This is a genomic window from Halomonas urumqiensis, assembly GCF_003028575.1.
Taxonomy (GTDB): domain Bacteria; phylum Pseudomonadota; class Gammaproteobacteria; order Pseudomonadales; family Halomonadaceae; genus Halomonas; species Halomonas urumqiensis.
Window position 1 is genome coordinate 43,837 of sequence record NZ_PYUD01000010.1, and the last position, 22,303, is coordinate 66,139.

Annotated in this window: 22 protein-coding genes, 1 tRNA gene and 1 riboswitch; of the genes, 18 read left to right on the plus strand and 5 right to left on the minus strand. The window is 60.7% G+C overall.

The window, feature by feature from the left end; all coding sequences use genetic code 11:
- Nucleotides 1-2: 2 nt before the first annotated feature.
- From C6V82_RS16910 to C6V82_RS16930, 5 genes are all read right to left on the minus strand, one after another.
- Nucleotides 3-383: a hypothetical protein gene (locus tag C6V82_RS16910; RefSeq protein WP_102587532.1), complete on the minus strand. Its 381-nt coding sequence runs from the start codon at nucleotides 381-383 to the stop codon at nucleotides 3-5.
- A gap of 47 nt (nucleotides 384-430) precedes the next feature.
- Entirely contained in the window at nucleotides 431-625 is a 195-nt protein-coding gene (locus C6V82_RS16915) for a hypothetical protein (RefSeq protein ID WP_102587531.1), read from the minus strand.
- Nucleotides 626-715: 90 nt separating this feature from the next.
- On the minus strand, nucleotides 716-2,041 hold the full coding sequence (locus C6V82_RS16920; protein ID WP_102587530.1) for a tyrosine-type recombinase/integrase: 1,326 nt from the start codon (nucleotides 2,039-2,041) through the stop codon (nucleotides 716-718).
- A gap of 151 nt (nucleotides 2,042-2,192) precedes the next feature.
- A tRNA-Gly gene (locus C6V82_RS16925) sits at nucleotides 2,193-2,266 on the minus strand.
- Between the two features lie 377 nt (nucleotides 2,267-2,643).
- The gene (locus C6V82_RS16930) at nucleotides 2,644-3,051 is read right to left on the minus strand and encodes a CBS domain-containing protein (protein ID WP_102587529.1); all 408 of its coding nucleotides are present in this window, start codon (nucleotides 3,049-3,051) and stop codon (nucleotides 2,644-2,646) included.
- A 192-nt stretch (nucleotides 3,052-3,243) separates the two neighbouring features.
- On the opposite strand from C6V82_RS16930, the gene C6V82_RS16935 reads away from it, so the two are divergent.
- From C6V82_RS16935 to C6V82_RS17020, 18 genes are all read left to right on the plus strand, one after another.
- Nucleotides 3,244-3,801, plus strand: a complete 558-nt coding sequence (locus tag C6V82_RS16935; RefSeq protein WP_102587528.1) for a YqaE/Pmp3 family membrane protein — start codon at nucleotides 3,244-3,246, stop codon at nucleotides 3,799-3,801.
- 374 nt (nucleotides 3,802-4,175) lie between these two features.
- A complete protein-coding gene (locus C6V82_RS16940) occupies nucleotides 4,176-5,264 on the plus strand; it encodes an ABC transporter ATP-binding protein (RefSeq protein ID WP_102587527.1) in 1,089 nt (362 codons plus the stop codon).
- 1 nt (nucleotide 5,265) lies between these two features.
- Nucleotides 5,266-6,366 carry an ABC transporter ATP-binding protein gene (locus C6V82_RS16945; RefSeq protein ID WP_102587526.1) on the plus strand — a complete coding sequence of 367 codons (1,101 nt, stop codon included), beginning with the start codon at nucleotides 5,266-5,268 and terminating at the stop codon, nucleotides 6,364-6,366.
- The gene (locus C6V82_RS16950; protein ID WP_102587525.1) at nucleotides 6,359-7,240 is read left to right on the plus strand and encodes a carbohydrate ABC transporter permease; all 882 of its coding nucleotides are present in this window, start codon (nucleotides 6,359-6,361) and stop codon (nucleotides 7,238-7,240) included. Before C6V82_RS16945 ends, C6V82_RS16950 begins: the two co-directional genes overlap by 8 nt.
- 1 nt (nucleotide 7,241) lies before the next feature.
- Nucleotides 7,242-8,135, plus strand: a complete 894-nt coding sequence (locus C6V82_RS16955; protein ID WP_219724487.1) for a carbohydrate ABC transporter permease — start codon at nucleotides 7,242-7,244, stop codon at nucleotides 8,133-8,135.
- A gap of 16 nt (nucleotides 8,136-8,151) precedes the next feature.
- Nucleotides 8,152-8,424: a DUF2160 domain-containing protein gene (locus C6V82_RS16960; RefSeq protein WP_102587524.1), complete on the plus strand. Its 273-nt coding sequence runs from the start codon at nucleotides 8,152-8,154 to the stop codon at nucleotides 8,422-8,424.
- 60 nt (nucleotides 8,425-8,484) lie between these two features.
- On the plus strand, nucleotides 8,485-10,227 hold the full coding sequence (locus tag C6V82_RS16965) for an ABC transporter substrate-binding protein (RefSeq protein ID WP_102587523.1): 1,743 nt from the start codon (nucleotides 8,485-8,487) through the stop codon (nucleotides 10,225-10,227).
- Between the two features lie 143 nt (nucleotides 10,228-10,370).
- On the plus strand, nucleotides 10,371-12,050 hold the full coding sequence (locus tag C6V82_RS16970; RefSeq protein WP_102587522.1) for a glycerol-3-phosphate dehydrogenase/oxidase: 1,680 nt from the start codon (nucleotides 10,371-10,373) through the stop codon (nucleotides 12,048-12,050).
- Nucleotides 12,051-12,161: 111 nt separating this feature from the next.
- Nucleotides 12,162-13,031, plus strand: a complete 870-nt coding sequence (locus C6V82_RS16975) for a carboxylate/amino acid/amine transporter (RefSeq protein ID WP_102587521.1) — start codon at nucleotides 12,162-12,164, stop codon at nucleotides 13,029-13,031.
- Nucleotides 13,032-13,094: 63 nt separating this feature from the next.
- Nucleotides 13,095-14,021, plus strand: coding sequence for an NAD(+) kinase (locus C6V82_RS16980; protein ID WP_102587520.1), 927 nt, complete (start codon nucleotides 13,095-13,097; stop codon nucleotides 14,019-14,021).
- Between the two features lies 1 nt (nucleotide 14,022).
- Nucleotides 14,023-15,027 carry a metallophosphoesterase gene (locus C6V82_RS16985; RefSeq protein WP_102587519.1) on the plus strand — a complete coding sequence of 335 codons (1,005 nt, stop codon included), beginning with the start codon at nucleotides 14,023-14,025 and terminating at the stop codon, nucleotides 15,025-15,027.
- A 217-nt stretch (nucleotides 15,028-15,244) separates the two neighbouring features.
- The gene (locus C6V82_RS16990; protein ID WP_102587518.1) at nucleotides 15,245-16,105 is read left to right on the plus strand and encodes a rhomboid family intramembrane serine protease; all 861 of its coding nucleotides are present in this window, start codon (nucleotides 15,245-15,247) and stop codon (nucleotides 16,103-16,105) included.
- An 82-nt stretch (nucleotides 16,106-16,187) separates the two neighbouring features.
- Complete coding sequence (locus C6V82_RS16995; RefSeq protein WP_102587517.1) at nucleotides 16,188-16,472, plus strand: YeaC family protein; 285 nt, start codon at nucleotides 16,188-16,190, stop codon at nucleotides 16,470-16,472.
- Nucleotides 16,473-16,500: 28 nt separating this feature from the next.
- The gene (locus C6V82_RS17000) at nucleotides 16,501-17,325 is read left to right on the plus strand and encodes a DUF2797 domain-containing protein (RefSeq protein WP_229843247.1); all 825 of its coding nucleotides are present in this window, start codon (nucleotides 16,501-16,503) and stop codon (nucleotides 17,323-17,325) included.
- An 84-nt stretch (nucleotides 17,326-17,409) separates the two neighbouring features.
- Nucleotides 17,410-17,645: riboswitch (cobalamin riboswitch) on the plus strand.
- Between the two features lie 140 nt (nucleotides 17,646-17,785).
- Nucleotides 17,786-19,633, plus strand: a complete 1,848-nt coding sequence (locus tag C6V82_RS17005) for a TonB-dependent receptor domain-containing protein (protein ID WP_102587516.1) — start codon at nucleotides 17,786-17,788, stop codon at nucleotides 19,631-19,633.
- 18 nt (nucleotides 19,634-19,651) lie between these two features.
- Nucleotides 19,652-20,539, plus strand: coding sequence for a cobalamin-binding protein (locus C6V82_RS17010; RefSeq protein ID WP_102587515.1), 888 nt, complete (start codon nucleotides 19,652-19,654; stop codon nucleotides 20,537-20,539).
- Complete coding sequence (locus C6V82_RS17015) at nucleotides 20,520-21,530, plus strand: FecCD family ABC transporter permease (RefSeq protein WP_102587514.1); 1,011 nt, start codon at nucleotides 20,520-20,522, stop codon at nucleotides 21,528-21,530. Before C6V82_RS17010 ends, C6V82_RS17015 begins: the two co-directional genes overlap by 20 nt.
- The gene (locus C6V82_RS17020) at nucleotides 21,530-22,297 is read left to right on the plus strand and encodes an ABC transporter ATP-binding protein (RefSeq protein ID WP_102587513.1); all 768 of its coding nucleotides are present in this window, start codon (nucleotides 21,530-21,532) and stop codon (nucleotides 22,295-22,297) included. The genes C6V82_RS17015 and C6V82_RS17020 overlap by 1 nt, the downstream gene beginning before the upstream one ends.
- Nucleotides 22,298-22,303: the final 6 nt, after the last annotated feature.

Below are 22,303 nucleotides of genomic sequence, written 5' to 3' on the forward strand. Positions count from 1 at the left end.
GTTCAACAGCCGTATTGTCCCGATAAGTAGCTTATGGCCAGGTCTGCGAAGGGGGCATCCATTGGATAGCCGCCCTCCTGCCAATCTTCAATTAGCTGCTCGGTTCGATAGGCAGGATGTCGAATGGGGTTATCATTTTGCTCCCTTTCGAATAAGTCACAGAACTCATTTCCCCCTTTGCCCTCATTTCTGCGAGCGCCTTCCATAGCAATCATGCCGTCGAAAACACCTTGTGAGTAACTTGTTGCAATGAGTTCTTCCGACATGCCGCCGTGGTAGTAATCTTTGACCTCTTGAACTGTCATCATTTCTGCTGATGAGTCGAAGGAGATCAAAATGGCAATTATTGTGAGGGGACCTTTGAATAGCGGACTTTTCAACATGGGATGTATCATTCCTCTACTTGGAGTCGCTGCGGTTTCATTGGGTGTTAAAAGAAGCCCAGCCAGAGCCCAACACCATGAATGATCCCAATCGGGAAGAAGAGGGCTCCCGCGATGAGGAACCCCCACCAGCCTTCACCTAGAGACGTGATGACGTGGGTAAACCAAGCCAGTACACTGACCACCCCAAGAGCTACCCCTATCAACGCACTGTAATCAGTCTGACCTTGCTGTTTTTTCATCGTTTAGCTCTACTTCCCTGCCGTCGAGTACATATCTTTCTCGACAATCACCGTAGCTATCGGCTTGCTATGTGTGCAAGCCCAAAGCGCTCAGTGCAGAGCCTCCAGCCGTATCGTCTCCACCGCCTCCAGCCTCGTCCTGAAGGTCGGCCCTCTGTTGTACACCCTGTTGGCAGTAGTAAGTCCTCGCTCATGCCCCGTGATCCACACGATGACCGATTCACTCACTCCTGCGTCCCCCATGATGGTGATGGCGGTGGTCCTGAACGAGTGGAAGCAGAGCTTTCGGTCTTCCCTGACGATGGTCTTTGCCATCAACCGGCTGAACCACTGTGAGAACTTCGGGCTCTTTTTGCCGTCACTGCGTTTGGTTGCCTCGGCTTCCGTGAACAGATACTCAACCCCCGCTGCCTTGGCGTGCTTGAGCTGGTCGAGTACGGGAGCCTTGATCTCTGGATGCAGCGGTACTTCCCTGGTGGCGTTCCTGTTTTTCCCCTCACGGATCGCCAGACACCAGATGCCTTGCCGTTGGATGATGTCCGTCACCTTCAACGAACAGAGTTCATCGATGCGGGCTCCCGTATAGAAGCCCAGGCGGGGCAGCTGTCGGTAGATGCCTTGATTCTCATCGGTAGCCGCGAAGATTGCTTCTACCTCAGCTCTCGTGAACTGGTCGTAGCTCCTGACGCTGGCCTTGGGTTTGAGTTGGTGACCCTTGAACGGGTTGCCGTTTGGCAGTTCCTCTTCCATCGAGTATTCGGCGTGATGCCAGATGGCCGACAGTCCCGAGAGGTAGTTGGCCACTGTCTGCTTCGTCTTGCCCTCGCCAAGCATCGAGGTGATGAAGCCTTTGACCTGTCGACGGTCGATGGAGACCAGTGCTACGTCATCCTCACCCAGGTGCGCCAGCAAACGCTCCATGGCCAGCTCGTTCTTTGATCGGGTCGAGGGCTTACGCTCTACCAGCGGGGACGCTTTCCAGTCCTCTAGAGCCGCTCTCAGGGTCAGACGGTAGCGGGCTGGTATATCCCCCTCATAGACACTCCTGAAGGCGTCCTGCTCGATCTCTGGGAGCTTCTCGGGGTCTATTACGTCAGACAGGCCCACAGGATCGCGAGTATCGGTGCTGACTAGCGAGTCTGCTGTCTCCCTGAGCTGGTCCCGTGCCTGGAGGAACATGCGCCTCTGCTGGCGCTGCGAGGCTTCACCCTTCAGCTGGGCTTCAAGGTCGCCCAGGTCGGCAAGCACTCGGTCCCGTATCCGACAGGCTTCATCGAGGTCGCCTGTCTGGGTGCTCTGCTGGAGGATCTTCTTGCCAAGGTGCTTGGCGAGGGTAGGGGATAGCCGCTTCTGGATGAACCAGACGTTGCCACGTTGGCGAAGGCTGCGGGTGTCGGTGGGCTTGCCTCTGGCCATGATGTTCGCCCTCTATTCGACCAATGTACGAGTAGGGCGAGGATATCACTGGAGCGGGGATCAGGTGTAGCCACTTGTGTAGCCATTCCTGTAGCACCTAACCCCATGAAAGGTGGGAAAAATCTTGGAGATCAGTAGGTTAAAAGCCGGATGGAGCGGGTGAAGGGAATCGAACCCTCGTCTTAAGCTTGGGAAGCTTCTGCTCTACCATTGAGCTACACCCGCTTGCTATTTCGATAGTAAAACCAATTGCTTAGGCATTGCAAGCTGTCCCATGACATTCTCGGTGCATGCTGGATAACACGTTGTTTTGGCTACCCCTTGAGGGCACCCGAGAGGATGCGGTTTGGTGGGTTACATGGTGCTCACGAAATTTTACATGCCAAAGAGAACTTTTCTTCCTGATGGTGTCATAACTAGCACAGGCAGCAGCGCGATAGCAGTCGCTAACACTGTTTGCCTGACTAGCTGATTCGATCAAATCTTGCCGCCTCCCATTGTGAGGCGGCTTTCTTTTGCGCTTGAAGCCCCGGCAACGGCTGCCATACGCAGAAAAAGCCCCTGGTGTGGGGCGTTGTCGGATCCATCAACGGAAAGGCGGTTCAGCGATGGCGCATCCTGATGATGGCGCTTAAGACATCGCGGCGCGTGACGATGCCGACCAGTCGCTGCTGTTCAACCACCGGGTAGACCTTCGGCTTGGCGCCGAGCATCTCCTGGGCGAGGTCGGTGATACTCTTGGTGGGGGACACCGACAGCACTTCATTGCGCATCAGTTCCCTGACCAGCGGCGGCTCCTCGTTGAGATAGGCGCTTTCCAGTACCTTGCCCAGCACATCTTGCTCGGAAATGAAGCCGATCAGGTGATCGCGTTCGTCGACCACCGGAACGCCGGGAAGTCGATGCAGTGCCAGCCCTTCGGCAAGCGTGGAGACCGAGGTCTTGCCGGTCACTCTGTAGCAATCACGGGACATGATTTCACGGACAATGGTAGGGGCCTTGTTGGGCATGGCTATTCTCCTTGCGCCGATTTCGGTTTCAGCATAGCTGACTCTTACCCGTGACAATCAAAGCTTATCGTCGATCTGCCAACGCTGCGCGACGTTGGCATATTGATTTACCCGGGGGAACCCGCGCTTCCGTCATTGTTCCAAGGCGGTAAGATGCCTTAGGTTGTCACTCATCCACTGATTGGAGGCGCCATGGATGCCCGGGAATATCTCGCCAGGAAGGGGCTCGATGGCGAGCGCGATCAAGAGCGACCCAACACCCTCGAGGAAAAGGCCTGGTCTAGGGCGCGTGAGGCGGGTGATCATCGTCCCCACTCCGGTACTCCCCATGATTGGGAGGATTGGGAACGCCACCACGCCGAGCTCGCTGAGAGTGCCAAGTCGATCGAACAGAAGATAGACCTGGAAGCGCATCGGCATGGCCTGGACCATCAGCAGCGAGACGATCGCGGGCCGAAGGGCGACGCTGAGCTCGTGATGCCTGACAGGAGCGTCGAGACCTTCGACCCTGGCCACGTGGTCCACGAAGAGGATCACACTGTCGGCGAAGCCCCTGAAGCGCTTGTCGGGTCCCTGCCCAAGCGTCCCCGCCTGGCACTGCTCGTGCTTGCTGTGCTGCTGCCGCCACTGGCGCTTGGGTTGGCAGGGCTGCGAGGCAAGACCCTTGTGCTGAACGTGTTCCTGACTCTGCTTGGCTGGCTGCCTGGTGCCTGCCATGCCCTGTGGTGGCTCAAGCAACGGACATCGTGATCACCCTCCTTATTACCTCTCTCCCTCCTTTTACCTCCCTTCTTTGCCTTCCCCCCCCCTGGCGGTGCTGCGCCGGGGGTGTGCTTGCCATGCCGGCCAGAGAATGTTCGTTCGAACTCGCTTTGTTGTTGAAAGCGAACATAGCGCTGTCGGTGCTTCTCTCCCGTGACTTTAATCTAAGTAACTGTATTATATATATTTATTGTTATTGTAGACGAAGGTATAACGCATTTCCTGGCGTTTTTCGTTGTCGCTGAATACTGTCTAGGCTAGGTTTGTTATCGGAATCGAACATTTTATGATCGTTTGTCGGCTAAAACGAACAACGCCGTGTTATCACGAATGCTCACGACAATAACGACAGCGAGTTCAGCATGTCACTGATACTTGAAAATATTGACCATGTGGTCAATGGAGAGGCCCATATCGAGGGGGTCAATCTCGAATTGGCTCCCGGTTCCTTCAATGTGCTGCTGGGACGAACACTGGCCGGCAAGACGACCTTGATGCGTATCATGGCCGGGTTGGAGCAGCCCACCGCGGGCCGGGTTCTGATGCATGGAGAGGATGTTACCGGTGTGTCGGTACGGCGGCGGAATGTGTCGATGGTTTATCAACAATTCATCAACTATCCCAGCCTGACGGTATTCGACAACATTGCATCGCCATTGAAGCTGGCCAAGGTGGTTCCGGAAGAGGTTCGCCAACGCGTGCATGACACGGCATCGATGCTGCATATCGAGCACCTTCTCGACCGCTATCCTCTGGAACTTTCCGGAGGTCAGCAGCAACGCACGGCCATGGGGCGAGCCCTTGTCAAGGACGCCGACCTGATCCTGTTTGATGAACCGCTGGTCAACCTCGACTACAAGCTTCGCGAGGAATTTCGTGAAGAGCTACGTGAGCTCTTTCGTGCCCGCAACTGCATCGCCGTATACGCCACCACAGAACCTAATGAGGCGCTTGCGCTGGGTGGAAACACTGCGGTCTTGCACGAAGGCAAGATGCTCCAGTACGGACCAACGGAAGATGTCTACCACCGTCCCAGAGACATTCTCACGGCCGAGATGTTTTCCGAGCCACCCATCAACGTGGTGCCGGCCATGGTGTCGGGTTCGGAGGTGACCTTTGACCGCGATGTGCGCTTTCCCCTCAATGATGACCTGAAGACTCTGGCTCCCGGCCAGTATCAGTTTGGCGTGCGCGCCTCGCATATCTCGCTGACCCCCCAGAGCGATGATGACCTGGAAATCGAGGTGCGAGTGGACATCGCCGAGATCAGCGGGTCGGAGACCTTCCTTCATGTGCACAACGACTTGTTCCACCTGGTGCTGCACCTGACAGGCATCCATGAGTTCGCGGTCGACCAGGACATCAAGGTCTATTTCCCTACGCACAAGATCTATGCCTTCGACCATGGCGGCGGTGTCGTGCACATTCCCAAGCGCATAGGAGCCCAGTGATATGGCACAGATAACGCTGAAGTCGCTGGCCCACTCCTATTCGCCTAACCCCGCGGGGCCAGAGGATTATGCGATTCGCGAGATGAATCATGTTTGGCACCAGGGGGGCGCCTATGCCTTGCTTGGGCCGTCCGGGTGCGGCAAGTCAACGCTGCTCAATATCATCTCGGGGTTGTTGCAGCCTTCCGATGGGCAAGTGGAATTTGATGACAGCGTGGTCAACGAGCTACCACCCGAAGCCCGAAACATTGCGCAGGTTTTCCAGTTTCCAGTGATCTACGACACCATGACGGTGTTCGATAACCTGGCCTTTCCACTGCGCAACATCAACACACCCGAGGACAAGGTCAGACAGCGCGTTGCGGAAGTTGCCGACATTCTCGAGCTTACCCCGCTGCTCAAGCGCAAGGCGCGCAACCTCACCGCCGATGAGAAGCAGAAAGTGTCCATGGGACGCGGTCTGGTGCGTGATGATGTATCGGCCATCCTGTTCGATGAACCGCTCACGGTGATCGACCCACAGCTCAAGTGGAAATTGCGCCGCAAGCTCAAGGAAATTCATGAGCGCTTCAACATCACCATGATCTACGTGACTCACGACCAGTTAGAAGCCTCCACCTTCGCTGAAAAGATCGCGGTGATGTACGAAGGGCAGGTGGTGCAATTCGGCACCCCTCGGGAACTGTTCGAGACCCCTAATCACACTTTTGTTGGCTACTTCATTGGTAGCCCGGGGATGAACTTTCTCGAGGTCGCCATCGAAGGCGAGCACGTGGTCTCTGGCGCCGTTACCTTGCAGGTTACTCCAAGGGTAAAGAGTGCCGTCGGGCGCGCGCGAAGCGCTAACGTGAAGCTCGGTATCCGTCCGGAATTCATCGAAGTGCATGCTGAGCCGGTCGAGGACGGCATGGAGGCAAGAATATTGAGTTCTCAGGATCTCGGGACCTACTCAATACTTCAGCTACGACTTGGCGATATTACCCTCAAGGCGCGTGTCGAGGAGGATCAGCGAATTCCACGAGACAAGGCCTACCTGCGTTTTCCAGAGCAGTTTCTTGGCCTTTATGTAGATGAATATCGAGTGGAGCTAGAACATGAATAAAGTCTACAACAATCGAGCATGGTGGCTGATATTGCCCATGCTTCTACTGGTTGCCTTCTCGGCGATCATCCCCTTGATGACTGTCGTGAACTATTCCGTTCAGGATGTCTTTGATGCGCATACTCGGTTCTTCACCGGCACCGAGTGGTTCAAGGAGATGCTCAATGATCCCAGCCTGCATGCGGCACTGCTTCGCCAGTTCGCCTTTTCACTGATAGTGCTTGCCATCCAGGTGCCATTGGGTATCGGGATTGCCCTGATCATGCCAAAAAGCGGTTGGCAAGCTTCAGCGGTGTTGATCCTGGTGACCATGCCGTTGCTGATTCCCTGGAACGTGGTGGGCAGCATCTGGCAACTGTTCACACGGGGTGATATCGGACTGATGGGCTGGAGCATTCGCGAGCTGGGTTACGGCTACAACATCACCTCGAGCCCGGTGGATGCCTGGGCAACCATCATATTGATGGATGTCTGGCATTGGACGCCGCTGATCGCCTTGCTCTGCTACAGCGGCCTGCGCTCGATTCCCGACGCGTACTATCAAGCCGCGCGTATCGATCGCGCGTCACGTTGGGCGGTGTTTCGCTACATTCAACTGCCCAAGTTGACCAATGTGCTGGTCATCGGCGTGCTGTTGCGTTTCATGCACTCATTCATGATTTACGCCGAACCGTTCGTACTGACGGGAGGCGGTCCTGGCAGCTCGACAACCTTTCTCAGTCAATCGCTGGTCACCATGGCCGTAGGCCAGCAGGATCTCGGGCCATCCGCTGCTTTCTCGCTGATCTATTTCCTGATCATCCTGCTGGTTTGCTGGGTTTTCTATACCGCGATCATGAATATGCAGAAAGATAAAAACCAAGGAGGGGTCTGACATGAGTGATTCACTACCCACCACTCCTGATGCAGTGAGAAAGCAGGCTGCCTTGGCCAACAATCGTCGTCGTCGCAAGACCCGATCTGCCACACGGCAATGGCGTCGGCGTGGGTTGATGGGGGCCTATATCCTGTTCGTCCTGTTGCCTATCTACTGGCTTCTCAACATGTCATTCCAGTCCAACAACGAAATACTGGGTGGGCTGACTTTGTGGCCGCAAGACTTTACGTTTGAACACTATGCGAAGATATTCACCGACTCTAGCTGGTATATGGGGTATATAAATTCCATTGCCTACGTGGTGATGAACATGCTGATCAGTATCAGTGTGGCGCTGCCTGCGGCTTATGCCTTCAGTCGCTACAAGTTCATTGGTGACAAGCATCTTTTCTTCTGGTTGCTGACCAATATGATGGCCCCGCCGGCAGTATTTCTTCTGCCTTATTTCCAGCTCTATTACACGGTGGGTTTGTTCGATACGCATGTTGCCGTTGCTCTGGCGCACTGCCTTTTCAATATCCCGCTGGCGGTATGGATTCTCGAGGGATTCATGAGCAGTGTGCCCAAGGAAATCGACGAGACGGCCTTTGTTGACGGCTACAGCTTTCCCAGGTTTTTCGTCAAGATATTCATTCCGATGATCAGTTCAGGAATCGGGGTAACGCTGTTCTTCCTGTTCATGTTCTCGTGGGTCGAGCTGCTGCTGGCCAGTACCTTGACATCAACTGGCGCCCAGCCCATTGGGTCGGTAATGACGCAGACCAAGGGTGCATCAGGGATCGACTGGGGGGCGCTGGCTGCGGCAGGCACGTTGACGATATTGCCAGGCATCATGGTCGTCTATTTCGTTCGCAATCATATTGCCAAGGGCTTTGCCCTGGGCAGGACTTGAAGGGGAGGAGTGCGTCATGGAATGGATGGTCTGGACTGTGCCTACGGCGATCTTCTTTTCGGCGATTGCGGCGATTCTCATCGGAATGACAGCCTGGGAGCTGGTTTCGCCCACCGTAGAGAGAAGAGGCTTTCTACCGCTTGCCACGACGCGTGGTGACCGGCTGTTCATCGGTCTGCTTTCAGCAGCCTATATCCACCTGATGGTGGTCGGTTTTACGGAAATTTCGATTTGGTTTGCTCTGGCAGCTTCCATTCTGTGGTTGCTGGTGTTGATGCGCTGGGGCTGAATCAAGGTGACATGGATGAACCACCTGTCAGGGAAGATGACAACAGGAAATGAGGTCAACATGAAGAACAACACGATGAAAATGACGCTGCTGGCCAGCAGCTTGATGCTGGCTTCAGGAGCGCTGTACGCCGACTCTCACGATGCACGCGCCATCGCAGAGCGTCTGATAGACGAACATTTCCAGGACTCGACGCTTTCCCGCGAGGAGCAGATCGAGGAGCTGCTGTGGTTCGCCAAGGCCGCCGAGCCATTCCGCGACATGGAGATCAACACCGTGGCGGAGGGCCTGACCACGCATATCTACGAGCGTGATGTACTGGCCGAGGCGTTCGCTGAACTCACCGGAATCGATGTGACCCACAACATCATCGGTGAGGGTGATGTGGTCAACAACATGCAGACCCAGATGCAGTCTGGTCGCAATATCTACGATGGCTATGTCAACGATTCCGATGCCATTGGCACGCATATTCGCTATGGCACCACCATCAACATCTCCGAGGCGATGGAAAACGAGTGGGCGGACTATACCCTACCGACTCTGGATCTCGACGACTTCATCGGTATCCAGTACGGAACTGGCCCTGATGGCAGTATCTATCAGATGCCGACACAGCAGTTCGCCAACCTCTACTGGTTCCGCTACGACTGGTTCCAGCGCGAGGATCTGCAGGAGCAGTTCCGCGACATCTATGGCTATGACCTGGGTGTGCCGACCAACTGGACCGCCTATGAAGACATCGCCGAGTTCTTCACCGAGCATGTCGGCGAAATCGATGGCACCAAGGTATATGGCCACATGGATTACGGTCGCCGCGATCCGTCGCTGGGCTGGCGCTTCCATGACTCCTGGCTCTCCATGGCGGGAATGGGCAGCCCCGGCGTGCCGTTCGGCAACCCGGTGGACGATTGGGGCATTCGCGTCAATGAAGAGAGCCAGCCAGTGGGCGCAAGCGTGACCCGTGGTGGTGCCACCAACTCACCCGCCTCAGTGTTCGCGGTCACCAAGATGGTCGATTGGCTCGAGAAGTATGCGCCCCCCGAGGCCAGCGGCATGACCTTCGGCGAGGCGGGGCCAGTGCCTGCCCAGGGCAATATCGCCCAGCAGATATTCTGGTACACCGCCTTCACCGCCGACATGACCGACCCTTCGCTTCCGGTCACCGACGAAGAGGGTAATCCCAAGTGGCGCATGGCGCCGTCTCCCACTGGCCCTTATTGGGAAGAGGGCATGAAGGTCGGCTATCAGGATGTGGGCTCGTGGACCTTCTTCGATTCGACCCCCGAGGATCGCCGCACCGCGGCCTGGCTGTTCGCCCAGTTCACTGTCGCCAAGACGGTGTCACTGGAGAAGCTGATGACCGGGCTGACGCCGATCCGCGAATCCGACGTGTTCTCCGATCAGATGACTGAAATGGCGCCCAAACTCGGCGGTCTGGTGGAATTCTATCGCAGCCCGAACGAATCCAACTGGACGCCTTCCTCCACCAACGTGCCGGACTACCCGCGCATGGCGCCGTTGTGGTGGCAGAACCTGGCACCGGCGGTGAATGGGGAAATCTCCCCGCAGGAGGCGCTCGACAACCTGGCTGGCGACCTCGATAACATCATGGCTCGCCTGGCGCGTGCCAGCGTTTTCGAGACCTACTCGCCGAACTTGAACGACGAGCAGGATGCCGAGCATTGGCTCTCGCAGCCAGGCTCGCCGAAGGCCAAGCTGGATGACGAGATGCCGCAGGGCACCACCGTTCCCTACGATGAAATGATGGAGGCGTGGATGGCTGCTGGTAATCGCGAGTGATGAACGGGTGAGGTGCTGCGCGCCTTACCTGCCCTGGTGTGAGCCGGGGCCGTTCAAGATCGTGTGACCGGTTGCCTGAACGGGACCCATGGCCCCGCTCGGTGCAAGCCGAGCGGGGCCTTATTGTAGAAGAAGGACCTGATATGCAACTTCGTCGGAGCAATATCCGCCAATTGGCCGAGCGAGAATTCGATGTGCTGATCGTGGGTGGTGGGATCAACGGTGCATCGGCCGCCGCGGCATTGAGCGGCAAGGGCGTCAGTGTGGCGCTGATCGACCGCGGCGATTTCGCCGGCAGTACCAGCATGCACTCATCCAACCTGGTGTGGGGCGGCATCAAGTACATGGAGAGTCGCGATTTCGCGCTGGTGCGCAAGCTCTGCAAGAGCCGCAACCACTTGATCAAGAGCTATCCCTCCACTGTCCAGGAAATTCGCTTCCTGACCACTATCAGCCGCGGCTTTCGCTACCATCCTCGCTACCTGTGGGCCGGTGCGTGGCTGTATTGGCTGATCGGCAATGCCTTCACGCGAATTCCACGTTTCCTGTCGCCACGCTCGATCAAGGCGGAAGAGCCGATCGTCGACATCGATGGAGCCGTCGGAGGTTTCGAGTACTCCGATGCGTATCTGCATGACAACGATGCACGCTTCGTCTTCAATTTCGTGCGTGGCGCCCTGGATTTCGGTGCGACCGCCGCCAACTATGTCGAATCACTCGGTGCCCGCCGAGAGGATGACGGGTGGGTGACCGATGTGCGTGACCGCATGAGCGGCGAGACCTTTACCATCCGTTCGAAGGTGATGGTCAATGCGGCAGGCCCCTGGGTTGACGAACTCAACAGCCTGTCTGGCCAGGCGACAGGTCACCAGCATGTGTTTTCCAAGGGGATTCACCTGATCGTGCCGCGGCTGACCAAGAGTGGCCGGGTGCTGGCCTTCTTCGCCGATGATGGCCGCCTGTTCTTCGTCATTCCCATGGGGGCGAGGACTTGCATCGGCACCACCGATACTCGGGTGGAGAAGCCCGAGGTCGGTATCACCGAGGACGACATTCGCTTTGTGCTCGACAACATCAACAAGCGCTTGAGTCTCGACAAGCCGCTTGGCAAGGACGATATCATCGCCACCCGCTGCGGCGTGCGTCCGTTGGCGGTGAAGGCGAGTTCCGGTGGGGACCGCGATTTCCTGCAGCTATCGCGCAAGCATGCCATCGACATCGATGCCGCTAACCGTCACCTGAGCATCTTCGGCGGCAAGCTCACCGACTGCCTGAACGTCGGCGAGGAGATCGTCGAGGAAGTCAGGGCGCTTGGCATCGAGATACCAGACCCCGAGTTTCGCTGGTATGGCGAGCCCGATGCCGACAGGCGTGATGCGTTCATGGCACAGGCCCACGCCATGCAACTCGATGAGCTTACCGCCGACCATGCCTCCGAGCCATTGAGCACCCGGCTGTGGCGCCGCTACGGTGATCAGGCCATGGAACTGCTCGAGGACATTCGCCGTGATCCTCGTCAGGGCGAGGTGCTGATCGAGGGCACCGAATACCTGCGTTGCGAGTTGGCCCAGGCGAGCCGTCGGGAAATGATCACCCGCCTCGAGGATTTCCTGCGGCGTCGATCCAAGATTTCACTGGTGGTGCGCGAGGAGGTCATTCGCCAATCACCGGGCCTGCACGAGGCCTGCGAACTGCTGTTTGGCGACCAGGCCGAGGCACGCCTGCACGAGTACCTGACCGAGGACAATGGGGCGCTGGAAGAGGCCTTGTCGCCGGGTGCGGAGAGCGACAACCCGGCGCATTCGGAAACCTTGCGCTGGTAGAGAGCCCGGTGTCGGGGCAGGTGGGGCCCGGGATTGGTCGCGGCGTGAGATTGCGTGTCGTGGACGCGCGCGTATACTCGTGTCGACTTTATCATTGTTCGGGAGTTGACCATGGGGTATCTCGTTGGCGTCACCATATTGTGGGCCTTCTCGTTCTCGTTGATCGGCGTCTATCTGGCCGGCCAGGTAGACAGCTACTTCGCGGTCATGCTGCGCGTCGGTCTGGCGGCACTGGTGTTCCTGCCGTTTCTGAAGCCACGCCTGCTGCGTGGCCGCCAGCGGCTCGTGCTGATGGCCCTGGGGGCGGTGCAACTCGGGGTGATGTACCTGTTCTTCTATCAATCATTCCTTTTGCTTTCGGTACCCGAGGTGCTGCTGTTCACCATCTTCACTCCGCTCTACATCGCCTTGCTCGATGATCTGCTGTTCGGTCGTTTCACCCCGATGTATCTCGTCACCGCCGCCCTGGCGGTGGTCGGGGCGGCAGTGATCCGTTATGACGGCGTGAACAACGATTTCTGGCTGGGTTTTCTGGTAGTGCAGGGGGCCAACCTGTGTTTCGCCCTGGGCCAGGTGGGCTACCGGCGCTTTTCCGCCGAGCTGCCCGATTCGCTACCGCGCCACAGCGTGTTCGCCTGGTTCTACCTTGGCGCCATGGTGATTGCCGCCCCGGGTTTTTTGTTGCTCGGCAATAGCGCTGGGCTGCCCACCACCGGTGTGCAGTGGGGGGTGCTGCTGTGGCTTGGGATTGTCGCCTCGGGGGTCGGCTATTTCCTGTGGAACCTTGGCGCGACCCGGGTCGATGCCGGGGCACTTGCGATCATGAACAACGCCCTGATTCCCGCGGGACTTCTGGTCAACCTGCTGATCTGGAATCGTGAAGCCGACCTGACCCGACTGGCGCTGGGTGGTGCAATCATCGTCGGCTCGTTGTTCCTCAACGAGTGGTGGCTGCGCCGTCGCCGACCACAATCCGCCTGAGGCGGTTTGCCGCAGGGCAGGGCAGTCGCCATAATGAGCGGCTGCGATGCGAGAGGCTTGTGCATGCCACCCCAACACAGTCAGCCAACGACGAACACCACGGCCAGACGCAGCCAGTTCCGCAATATTGGCCTGATCGGCCGCCTGGGCAGCGCCAAGGTGGTCGATACTCTGAAGCGCCTGATCCGCTTTCTCGACGCGCGTGGCCACCACGTAATCATCGAAGATCGCACTGCCACCGTGCTGCTCGGCCACGATCATCCCGAGGCCAGCCGGCGCATGCTCGGCGAGCTCTGCGACCTGGTGATCGTGGTGGGCGGCGACGGCAGCCTGCTGGGGGCGGCACGCACCCTCTGCCATAGCGGTACTCTGGTGCTCGGGGTCAACCGTGGCCGTCTTGGCTTTCTCACCGATATTTCACCTGATGAACTGGAAGCCAGGGTCGGGGAAGTGCTGGAAGGGCGCTATGAGGTCGAGCAGCGCTTTCTGCTCGATACCGAGCTCTACCGGGGAGATACCCTGATGGGCAGCGGCGACGCACTCAACGAGGTGGTGCTGCACCCCGGCAAGGCGGTACGCATGATCGAGTTCGAGCTGTTCATTGATGGGCAGTTCGTCTATAGCCAGCGCAGCGATGGGTTGATCATCGCCACGCCCACCGGCTCCACCGCCTACTCGCTCTCCGGGGGCGGGCCGATCATGCACCCGAAACTCGATGTGGTGACCCTGGTGCCGATGTTTCCGCATACCCTCTCGAGCCGACCGATCGTCATCGATGCGGCAAGCGAGATCCGCATTCATATCGGCGAAACCAATCAGACCTACCCGCACATCAGTTGTGACGGCCAGACCCGCGCGGTGGCCAAGCCCGACGATGTGCTGGTGATCCGACGCAAGCCCGAGAGGGTGCAACTGGTGCACCCGCTTGGCCACAATTTCTTCGAGGTCCTGCGCAGCAAGCTGGGCTGGAGTCATCGCCTGGGAGACTGATGTGAAGACGCGGGCGAGGCTCGAAGGCTACGATCTGATTGGTGATGTCCACGGCTGTGGTGCCACCCTGGCTGCATTGCTCGAGAAACTCGGCTATCACCAACGCGGTGGGGTCTATCGCCATCCGCGCAGGCGAGTGATATTTCTTGGCGATCTCATCGATCGCGGTCCACGGATTCGCCTGGCGGTGCGGATTGCCCGGCGCATGGTGGAGGAGGGAGAAGCCCATATCGTCATGGGCAATCATGAGGTCAATGCGCTGGCCTATTGCCACCCTGCACCGGGAGGGCTTGGCCGTGACTGGCTGCGTGAACACTCGCCGCGCCACAATCGCATCATCATGGAAACGCTGGAACAGTATCGCGATCATCCCCAGGAGTGGGAGGACGCCCTGGCCTGGTTCATGGACATTCCCTTGTGCCTGGAGCGCGACGGACTTCGCGTGGTACACGCCTGCTGGGATCAGCCGCTGATCGATGAACTGCGCCTGGCGCGCCCCGATGCGTGCATCGACAGGAACTTCCTGGTGGACTCGGCGACGCCCGGTACCCGCGCCTTCCGAATCCTCGATCGACTGACCCGCGGCATTCATATCCCGCTCCCGGCCGGCATGGCCATTCACTCGGGCGACGGCTACACCCGTCGCAGCTTTCGAGCGCACTTCTGGGCCGAGGCACCGTGCACCTGGGGGGATGTGGTATTCCAGCCCGACAACCTGCCGGGTGAACTGGAGCAGCGCTCGCTGTCCAGCGACGAGCGGGCGATGCTTAGCCATTATGGCGTGGATCAGCCGCCGCTGTTCATCGGCCATTACTGGTGCGAGGGAGTGCCGGCCTTGCCAGCTCCCAATATCGCTTGCCTGGACTACAGCGCCGTGAAGTTTGGCCGCCTGGTGGCGTATCGCTGGAGCGGCGAGCGTCGGCTCGACGCGGATAATTTCACCTGGCTGAGCGTTCCCCGTGAGGAACAGACGCGGCCGAGGCCTTGGGAGATCGACCTCGATTGATACAAATTTTTACGCAAAAACTATCCAGCCGGTGTGAACTCATGGTGGCAACCGCCATCAGAATAGGTGTTCCCTTGAATGATCCCTTGCTATTGTCCGGCGGCCCCCTCCGCCGGACTTTTTCTGTGCACCCTATACTGGCGCCTGTGCGCGAATTTCTGAGTGAATGTCTTGGCGAATGTCTTAGCGAATGTCTGCCCCGGTGTCTGGAGGTGTCATGTACCAGGTGATCCTGCTGCCCCGTGATGTCGATACGCGCGGTTTGCGCAAGGCGCTGTGGGCCCAGCGAATCGGCCATCGCATCACCGAGGAGTCGGAGGGGCAGATGTTGTGGCTTGCCGACCCGAAACAGCACGAGGCAATGCTGAGCCTGGTCGAACGCTGGCAACGGGGCGAGCCACTTCAGCAACCCCACAGCGAGCGATCGGCAAGTCCATCCAAGGGCTTCACCGCGTTGCTCGTTCCTGTGCGCCTGGCGCCCGTCTCGGCACTCTGCATGGCGCTAAGCCTTCTGGTGTTCGCGGCCATGGCGGTGCTCGGCGACCTGGTGATCGCCATGCTGGCCATTGTGCCGCTGGGTGTCGCCAATGGCAGCCTGGCGGTGGGAAGCCTTCAGGACGTGCTGCTGGGTGGCCAGCTGTGGCGGCTGTTGTCACCCGCCTTCCTGCACTTCGGCTGGATGCATTTGATCTTCAACATGCTGTGGCTATGGTATTTCGGCCGGCAGGTCGAGTCGCTGCACGGCAGCGGACGCATGCTCGTCATCGTGCTGCTTGCGGGTATCGGCGCCAACCTGGCCCAGTACGCCACCGGTAGTGTGCTGTTTGGCGGCATGTCGGGGGTTGATTTCGCGTTGCTGGGGTATGTCTGGCTGATGTCGCGGCGCGCTCCACGCAGTGGCTTTTTCGTGCCGCAGATGCTGGTGGTGTTCATGCTCGGCTGGATGGTCTTCACCATGACCGACATGGCCTCCGCCGTGGGGTTCGGCAATGTCGCCAATGGTGCGCACCTGGGCGGGTTGCTCGTGGGCCTGGCGATGGGCTGGTATCATTCCGGACGAGCCCGCCGTCACTCCTGATATCACCCCATTTTACATCACCCCGTTGACATCCCCCCTGGCATCACCACGAGTCAGCGGCTAACCGCAAGAGACAGTGTCCATGAGCGATATGACCTTCGAACGCATGATCGAGCAGATGACGCCGACGATCTACGACAGCCTCAAGCAGGCGGTGGCGTTGCGCAAATGGCCGGATGGCCGTCGCCTGACGGCGGAGCAGACCGAGCTGTGTCTGGAGGCGGTGATGCGCTTCGAGGCGGCCAACAACGTGCCGGATGACCAGCGGGTCGGCTATCTCGAGCGGCGTACCTGCGGCAGCGCCGCCAATGGCAGCGATGTCCCCCCGGAGCGTGCGGGCCTGGCTCGGGACGCCAGCCGTGACTGAGTCTTCCGAAAGGGTAGCGTCTTCCACGATGCCCGTGCAGGGCTGCCTGACCAAGATGGCCATCGCCCCCGGTGCGGCGGGTGAGCCTGTGCGCTATACACTGCGTGCCGGGGAACGGCGCCTCGGCCTCAATGCTTGCCTGGGCCAGCCGCTCACGCTCGCCTGGACCGGTGCGATCGCCTGTACCCATTGTGGTCGAGCGACGAAAAAGAGCTTCGCACAGGGCTACTGCTATCCGTGTTTCAAGAAGCTGGCCCAGTGCGATACCTGCATCGTCAAGCCGGAAACCTGCCACTTCTTCGCCGGCACTTGCCGCGAGCCGGAGTGGGCCGAGCGTCACTGTTTCCAGCCCCATGTGATCTATCTGGCCAATGCCTCGGGGCTCAAGGTGGGCATTACCCGCGGCACCCAGGTACCGACCCGTTGGCTCGACCAAGGCGCGGTTCAGGCATTGCCGATCCTCGAGGTCGACACTCGCCAGCAATCGGGCTTCGTAGAGATGCTGTTCAAGGAAGAGGTCTCCGATCGCACCAACTGGCGCGCCATGCTCAAGGGCGATACCGTCGACATGGACCTTCCCGCCGAGCGTGATCGGCTGCTGGCCCGATTGGGCTCCGGGCTTGCCAACCTGCGTGAGCGCTTCGGAACCGAGGCGATTCGCCAGCTGGACGCAGCGCCTGCGGCCTTCGAATACCCGGTGCTCGAATATCCCACCAAGGTGGCCTCCCACAATCTCGACAAGACCCCCGAGATTTCCGGCACCCTGCTCGGCCTCAAGGGCCAGTACCTGATCCTGGACAGCGGCGTGATCAACCTGCGCAAGTACACTGGCTACGAGGTGGTAGTGAGCTGATCGTGCAAGGTCGACTTCACCGTTGTTATTGGTTGTTGTCGGCGTCATGCCACAAGTTCGTTGACGCTCCAAAGCCCGATTGCTAGCTTAGCGGCACTCTCAGGTGCTGGTGGCGAAAGCCATCAGTGAAACGGGAAGTCGGTGAATCCCGCGCAACGCGCTTGCCAGGGATGATTCCAACGCTGCCCCCGCAACGGTGATCGAGTCGAGAAGGGTCTTCATGCCACTGTGCCAGGCACGGGAAGGCGGCCCTTCCGGATACAGGTGTGCTCCTGTATCCACTCGTCAGCCCGGAGACCGGCCCGAGAGTTCATGCCGGATGGCGGAGGGCCAATCCGAGGCTTGGCGGGCGACGTTTCAGCCGTTCTTCCTTGTTCTCGCAGAGCCCTTGCCACACCGGTGCCGGTACGACGAAAAAAACCGTGCGGGTGAGCACGGTGAGCAAGGGACACTCAACACGATGACTATTCATGCCCCGCGTGGCCTGGCGTTCTGCCTGGCCGCCCTGCCGCTGGCCGTCCAGGCCCAATCCACTTCCACTCCCGACACCAGCGAACGGCTCAACCCGGTGGTGGTGACTGCTGCCCTGGCGCCGCGCACCGCCGACCAGAGCCTGTCCTCGGTGACCCTGCTGGATGAGGCGACGCTGCGTCGCCAGGACCCCGACAGCATCACCGACCTGTTGCGCGCGCAGCCCGGTGTTGATCTCACTACCTTCGGCAGTTACGGCAAGCAGACGAGCCTGTTCATGCGCGGCGCCGGCAGCAATGCCAACGTGCTGTTGATCGATGGCATTCGGCTGCGCTCGGCGACCAGTGGCGCCGCCGCCTGGGAATTTCTCGACCCACGAATGTTCGAGCGCGCCGAAATCGTGCGCGGTCCGCGCGGCAGCTTGTATGGCGCCGACGCCGTCGGCGGCGTGGTGCAACTGTTCACCCGTGATGGCGATGGTGCGGGGGAAGCGCCGCATGTCACGGTCGACGTGGGTGGCGGCAGCGACGATACCCAGCGCGCCACCGCCACGCTTTCCGGTGGTCAGGGTGGCACCCGTTACCTGTTCGCCGGCAGTCACTTCGGCACCGATGGGGCGCCAGTGCGCCGCGACGGTGACGACAAGGGCTTCGACAACACCACGGGGCTCGTACGCCTCTCGCATACCTTTGATGACGGTGCCGAAGTCGGCGTGCTGGCGCTGCGTGCACGTGGCAACACCGAGTTCGACGAGTCCGGCCCCGCCGATGAGGATTTCGTCCAGCAGGTCGCCGGCGTGTATGGCGAATTGCCGTTGGGGGAGGCATGGCGCAGCCGTGTGACACTCAGCGAAGCGCGCGACGAACGCGATACCCTGGCACCGCTGCGTACCAACCAGTTTGCCACGCGTACCCAGGCCGCGCGGTGGGACAATACCGTGACCCTGGGCCGCCACGAACTGGTGGGCGGTGTGGAGGCGAGCGAGGATCGTGTTGCAAGTGATCTTGCCTTCGACGAAACACGCCGCGACAACCTGGCGGTCTTTGCCCAGGGCCTGTTCGACTTCTCGCCGCTGCTGCTCCAGGCAAGCCTGCGCCACGACGACAACCAGGCCTTCGGCAACGAGCTGACCGGTAGCCTGGCGCTCGGCTATGAGCTTGATGGCGTGCATACCCTGCGTGGCAGTGTCGGCAGCGCCTTTCGTGCGCCGACCTTCAACGAGCTTTATTACCCCGGCTTCAGCAACCCCGATCTCTCGGCGGAGCGCTCCGAGAGTTTGGAGGTCGGCGTGCGCGGCCAGCATGATGCCTGGTTCTGGGATCTCTCCGCCTACCGTACCGAGGTCGATGACCTGATCGGGCCGGACGCCAACTTCCTGCCGGTGAACGTCGACCGCGCGCGCCTTCATGGCGCGGAACTGGCCGTGGGGGCCGAGCTTGCCGACTGGACCTTGCAGGCCGCCGTGACCTGGACCGACCCGGAGGATCGCGACACCGGCAATCGGCTGGCCCGGCGCGCCACGCAGAGCCTGCGCCTGGACGCGGATCGCCAGATCGGTGACTGGTCGCTGGGCGGTACGCTGCTGGCCCAGAACAGTCGCTACAATGATGCCGCCAACCAGGATCGCCTGCCGGGCTATGGCCAGCTCAACCTGCGCGCCGGTTGGGCGTTCGCCGAGGCATGGACGGCGCGACTGGGCATCGACAACGTACTCGACAAGGAGGTGGTCACGGTGCGTGGCAGTGATTTCGATCCGGTCACCTTCGAGGCGATTCCGTTCGATTACCTGAATGCCGGGCGCAGCGTGCGCTTGTCGGTCAGTTTCGCTACCCCCTGAACGAGCCGGAGGAGCCGCATGTCATCCTGGTCGATCCGCCTGCTGGCGCTGGTGCTTGCCATGCTACCGGCACTGCCGGCCTTGGCGGAACGCTGCGCCACCGACGACGCCGGCGAGACGCTGTGTCTGGCAAAACCCGCGCAGCGTATCGTCACCTTGTCGCCCGGCGCCACTGAGCTTGCCTTCGCCGCCGGCGCGGGCGAGCAGGTGGTGGCGGTGGTCGCCTACGATGACAGCCCCGCGGAGGTAGCGGCGCTGCCGTCGGTGGGCAGCCATTCGCGGCTCGACCTTGAAGCGTTGCTGAGCCTTGAGCCCGACCTGGTGATTGGCTGGATCAGCGGCAACCCGGCCGAGCAACTCGAGACACTGGAGTCGCTTTCGATCCCGGTGTTTCGTCTCGAACCCGGCGATCTGTCGGGCGTGGCCAGCGCCGTGGAGCGCCTGGCCAGGCTGGCCGGCAGTGAAGCGGTGGGGGAGGGGCGTGCACGGCGCTTTCGCGAGGGTGTCGCGGCACTGGCCGAGCGTCATGCGGAAGCCGAGCCGATCACGGTCTTCTACCAGGTCTGGGATGCCCCGTTGATGACGCTCAATGACACGCACTGGATCAGCGAGATGATCCGTCTTTGCGGGGGCGTGAATGTGTTTGGTGACCTCCCCCGGCTGGTGCCGCGTCTCGACGAGGAGGCGGTGCTGGCGGCGGCGCCAGACGTGATCATCACCGGAGGGATGGGCGAAGAGGACCGCGCCTGGCTCGATGACTGGCGGCGCTATCCCGAGCTGCCCGCCGTCGCGCGTGGCAATCTGTTCCTGGTGCCGCCGTCGCTTATCCAGCGTCCCTCGTTGCGCCTGCTCGAGGGGGCGGAACGGCTCTGCGAGCGGTTGGAGCATGCCCGTGCACAGCGCTGAACTGGCGGGCGTGCGGCCAGGGCGCAGGCAGGCGCTGTTACCTCTTGCGCTACTGGCGCTGGCGGCCCTCGCCGCGCTGGTGTTGGCTGTGTGTGTGGGTAGCGCCTCGCCGGGGCCTGGTGCCCTGTGGCGCTTGATCAGCGGCGAGGGCGATGCGCTGGCCCGCACCTTGATGTTCCAACTGCGCCTGCCACGGGCGCTCGCGGCGTTCGCCGTGGGTGGGCTTCTGGCCGTGGCGGGTGCGCTGATGCAGGTGCTGTTGCGCAATCCACTGGCCGACCCCTATGTGCTGGGGCTTTCCGGTGGTGCGGCGGTGGGCGCGTTGGCGGCCATGCTGGCCGGGCTTGGCGGTGCGGTGGTGTCCGGGTCGGCCTTCGCCGGCGCGCTGCTGTCCACACTGCTGGTGTTCGGCCTGGCCCACGGAACCGGCAGCTGGACGCCGGCACGCCTGCTGCTGACCGGGGTGGTAGTCGCCGCCGGCTGGGGGGCCTTGGTAACGCTGATGCTGGCGGTCAGCCCCACCGAGCAGTTGCCCGGCATGCTTTACTGGCTGATGGGTGACCTGGCCCATGCCCGTGGCCCCTGGCCGCCACTCATCCTGCTGGCGTTGACGCTGCTGATCCTGGCACCGCTGGGGCGCAGCCTCAACGTGCTGGCGCGCGGCCCGCTGCAGGCGGCGGCGCTGGGGGTGGCGGTGCGGCCAATGGAGTGGACGATCCACGTGACGGCCAGCCTGCTCACCGCCATGGCGGTGAGTACCGCCGGCAGCATCGGCTTCGTCGGGTTGATCGTGCCGCATATGCTGCGCCTGGTGCTGGGCAATGACCAGCGCGTGATCCTGCCGGCCTGTGCCCTGGCCGGGGGAACCCTGCTGGTACTGGCCGATACCCTGGCGCGTACCGTCATCGCGCCGGAACAGCTGCCGGTGGGGGTGATCACCGCGCTGCTCGGGGTGCCGATGTTTCTCTACCTGCTCTACCGGAGCCGCTGATGGGGCACCTGGAGGTTCGTGACCTGGTCGTCGACATTCCCGGCAGGGCCGATGGCCAGCCGCTGTCGTTCACGCTCGCGGCGGGGCAGGTATGGGGGGTGCTGGGTCCCAATGGAGTCGGCAAGACCACGCTGCTGCATACTCTGGCGGGGTTGCGTGCGCCGCGCCGCGGCGAGGTGCTGTTGGATGGCCGTCCCATCGCCGCCCATGGTCGCCGCGAGGTGGCCCGTCGGCTCGGCCTGGTGTTCCAGGAACGTCAGGATGGCTTTCCGGCCACGGTACGCGAGACGGCGCTGATCGGTCGTCATCCCTGGCTTTCGCCCTGGCAGATGGAGAGCGGCGATGATCTGCGCCTGGCCGAGGCCGCGCTTGCGCGCCTGGATATCGGCCATCTGGCCGAGCGTCTGGTCGGCACGCTCTCCGGCGGTGAGCGCCAGCGCGTGTCCATCGCCACCGTGCTGGCCCAGGCGCCGGGGCTATGGCTGTGCGATGAACCCACCAACCATCTCGACCTGCATCATCAGACCACCGTGATGGCGCTGCTTGCCGAACGCGCGGCGGCGGGGTGCGCGGTGATGCTCTGCCTGCATGACCTCAACCTGGCCGCGCGCTGGTGCGACCAGGTGCTGCTGCTGTATCCGGATGGCCAGGCCTGCTGGGGGCATAGAGACAACATGCTGGTACCCAGTGTGCTGGAACATCTCTACGGCCAGCGCCTGGCCAGCCGCGAGATCGAGGGAGCGCGGGTGTTCGTCGCGGTGCCCTGACTGCCC

Excerpts from the sequence above, each read along its gene's own strand:
- C6V82_RS16970 (WP_102587522.1), top strand. The coding sequence starts at position 10,371 with ATGCAACTTCGTCGGAGCAATATCCGCCAATTGGCCGAGCGAGAATTC.
- C6V82_RS16940 (WP_102587527.1), top strand. The coding sequence starts at position 4,176 with ATGTCACTGATACTTGAAAATATTGACCATGTGGTCAATGGAGAGGCC.
- C6V82_RS16935 (WP_102587528.1), top strand. The coding sequence starts at position 3,244 with ATGGATGCCCGGGAATATCTCGCCAGGAAGGGGCTCGATGGCGAGCGC.
- C6V82_RS16990 (WP_102587518.1), top strand. The coding sequence starts at position 15,245 with ATGTACCAGGTGATCCTGCTGCCCCGTGATGTCGATACGCGCGGTTTG.
- C6V82_RS16920 (WP_102587530.1), bottom strand. The coding sequence starts at position 2,041 with ATGGCCAGAGGCAAGCCCACCGACACCCGCAGCCTTCGCCAACGTGGC.
- C6V82_RS16930 (WP_102587529.1), bottom strand. The coding sequence starts at position 3,051 with ATGCCCAACAAGGCCCCTACCATTGTCCGTGAAATCATGTCCCGTGAT.
- C6V82_RS16980 (WP_102587520.1), top strand. The coding sequence starts at position 13,095 with ATGCCACCCCAACACAGTCAGCCAACGACGAACACCACGGCCAGACGC.
- C6V82_RS16945 (WP_102587526.1), top strand. The coding sequence starts at position 5,266 with ATGGCACAGATAACGCTGAAGTCGCTGGCCCACTCCTATTCGCCTAAC.
- C6V82_RS16955 (WP_219724487.1), top strand. The coding sequence starts at position 7,242 with ATGAGTGATTCACTACCCACCACTCCTGATGCAGTGAGAAAGCAGGCT.
- C6V82_RS17010 (WP_102587515.1), top strand. The coding sequence starts at position 19,652 with ATGTCATCCTGGTCGATCCGCCTGCTGGCGCTGGTGCTTGCCATGCTA.
- C6V82_RS16965 (WP_102587523.1), top strand. The coding sequence starts at position 8,485 with ATGAAGAACAACACGATGAAAATGACGCTGCTGGCCAGCAGCTTGATG.
- C6V82_RS17000 (WP_229843247.1), top strand. The coding sequence starts at position 16,501 with ATGCCCGTGCAGGGCTGCCTGACCAAGATGGCCATCGCCCCCGGTGCG.
- C6V82_RS17005 (WP_102587516.1), top strand. The coding sequence starts at position 17,786 with ATGACTATTCATGCCCCGCGTGGCCTGGCGTTCTGCCTGGCCGCCCTG.
- C6V82_RS17020 (WP_102587513.1), top strand. The coding sequence starts at position 21,530 with ATGGGGCACCTGGAGGTTCGTGACCTGGTCGTCGACATTCCCGGCAGG.
- C6V82_RS16995 (WP_102587517.1), top strand. The coding sequence starts at position 16,188 with ATGAGCGATATGACCTTCGAACGCATGATCGAGCAGATGACGCCGACG.
- C6V82_RS16975 (WP_102587521.1), top strand. The coding sequence starts at position 12,162 with ATGGGGTATCTCGTTGGCGTCACCATATTGTGGGCCTTCTCGTTCTCG.
- C6V82_RS16915 (WP_102587531.1), bottom strand. The coding sequence starts at position 625 with ATGAAAAAACAGCAAGGTCAGACTGATTACAGTGCGTTGATAGGGGTA.
- C6V82_RS16910 (WP_102587532.1), bottom strand. The coding sequence starts at position 383 with ATGTTGAAAAGTCCGCTATTCAAAGGTCCCCTCACAATAATTGCCATT.
- C6V82_RS17015 (WP_102587514.1), top strand. The coding sequence starts at position 20,520 with ATGCCCGTGCACAGCGCTGAACTGGCGGGCGTGCGGCCAGGGCGCAGG.
- C6V82_RS16960 (WP_102587524.1), top strand. The coding sequence starts at position 8,152 with ATGGAATGGATGGTCTGGACTGTGCCTACGGCGATCTTCTTTTCGGCG.
- C6V82_RS16950 (WP_102587525.1), top strand. The coding sequence starts at position 6,359 with ATGAATAAAGTCTACAACAATCGAGCATGGTGGCTGATATTGCCCATG.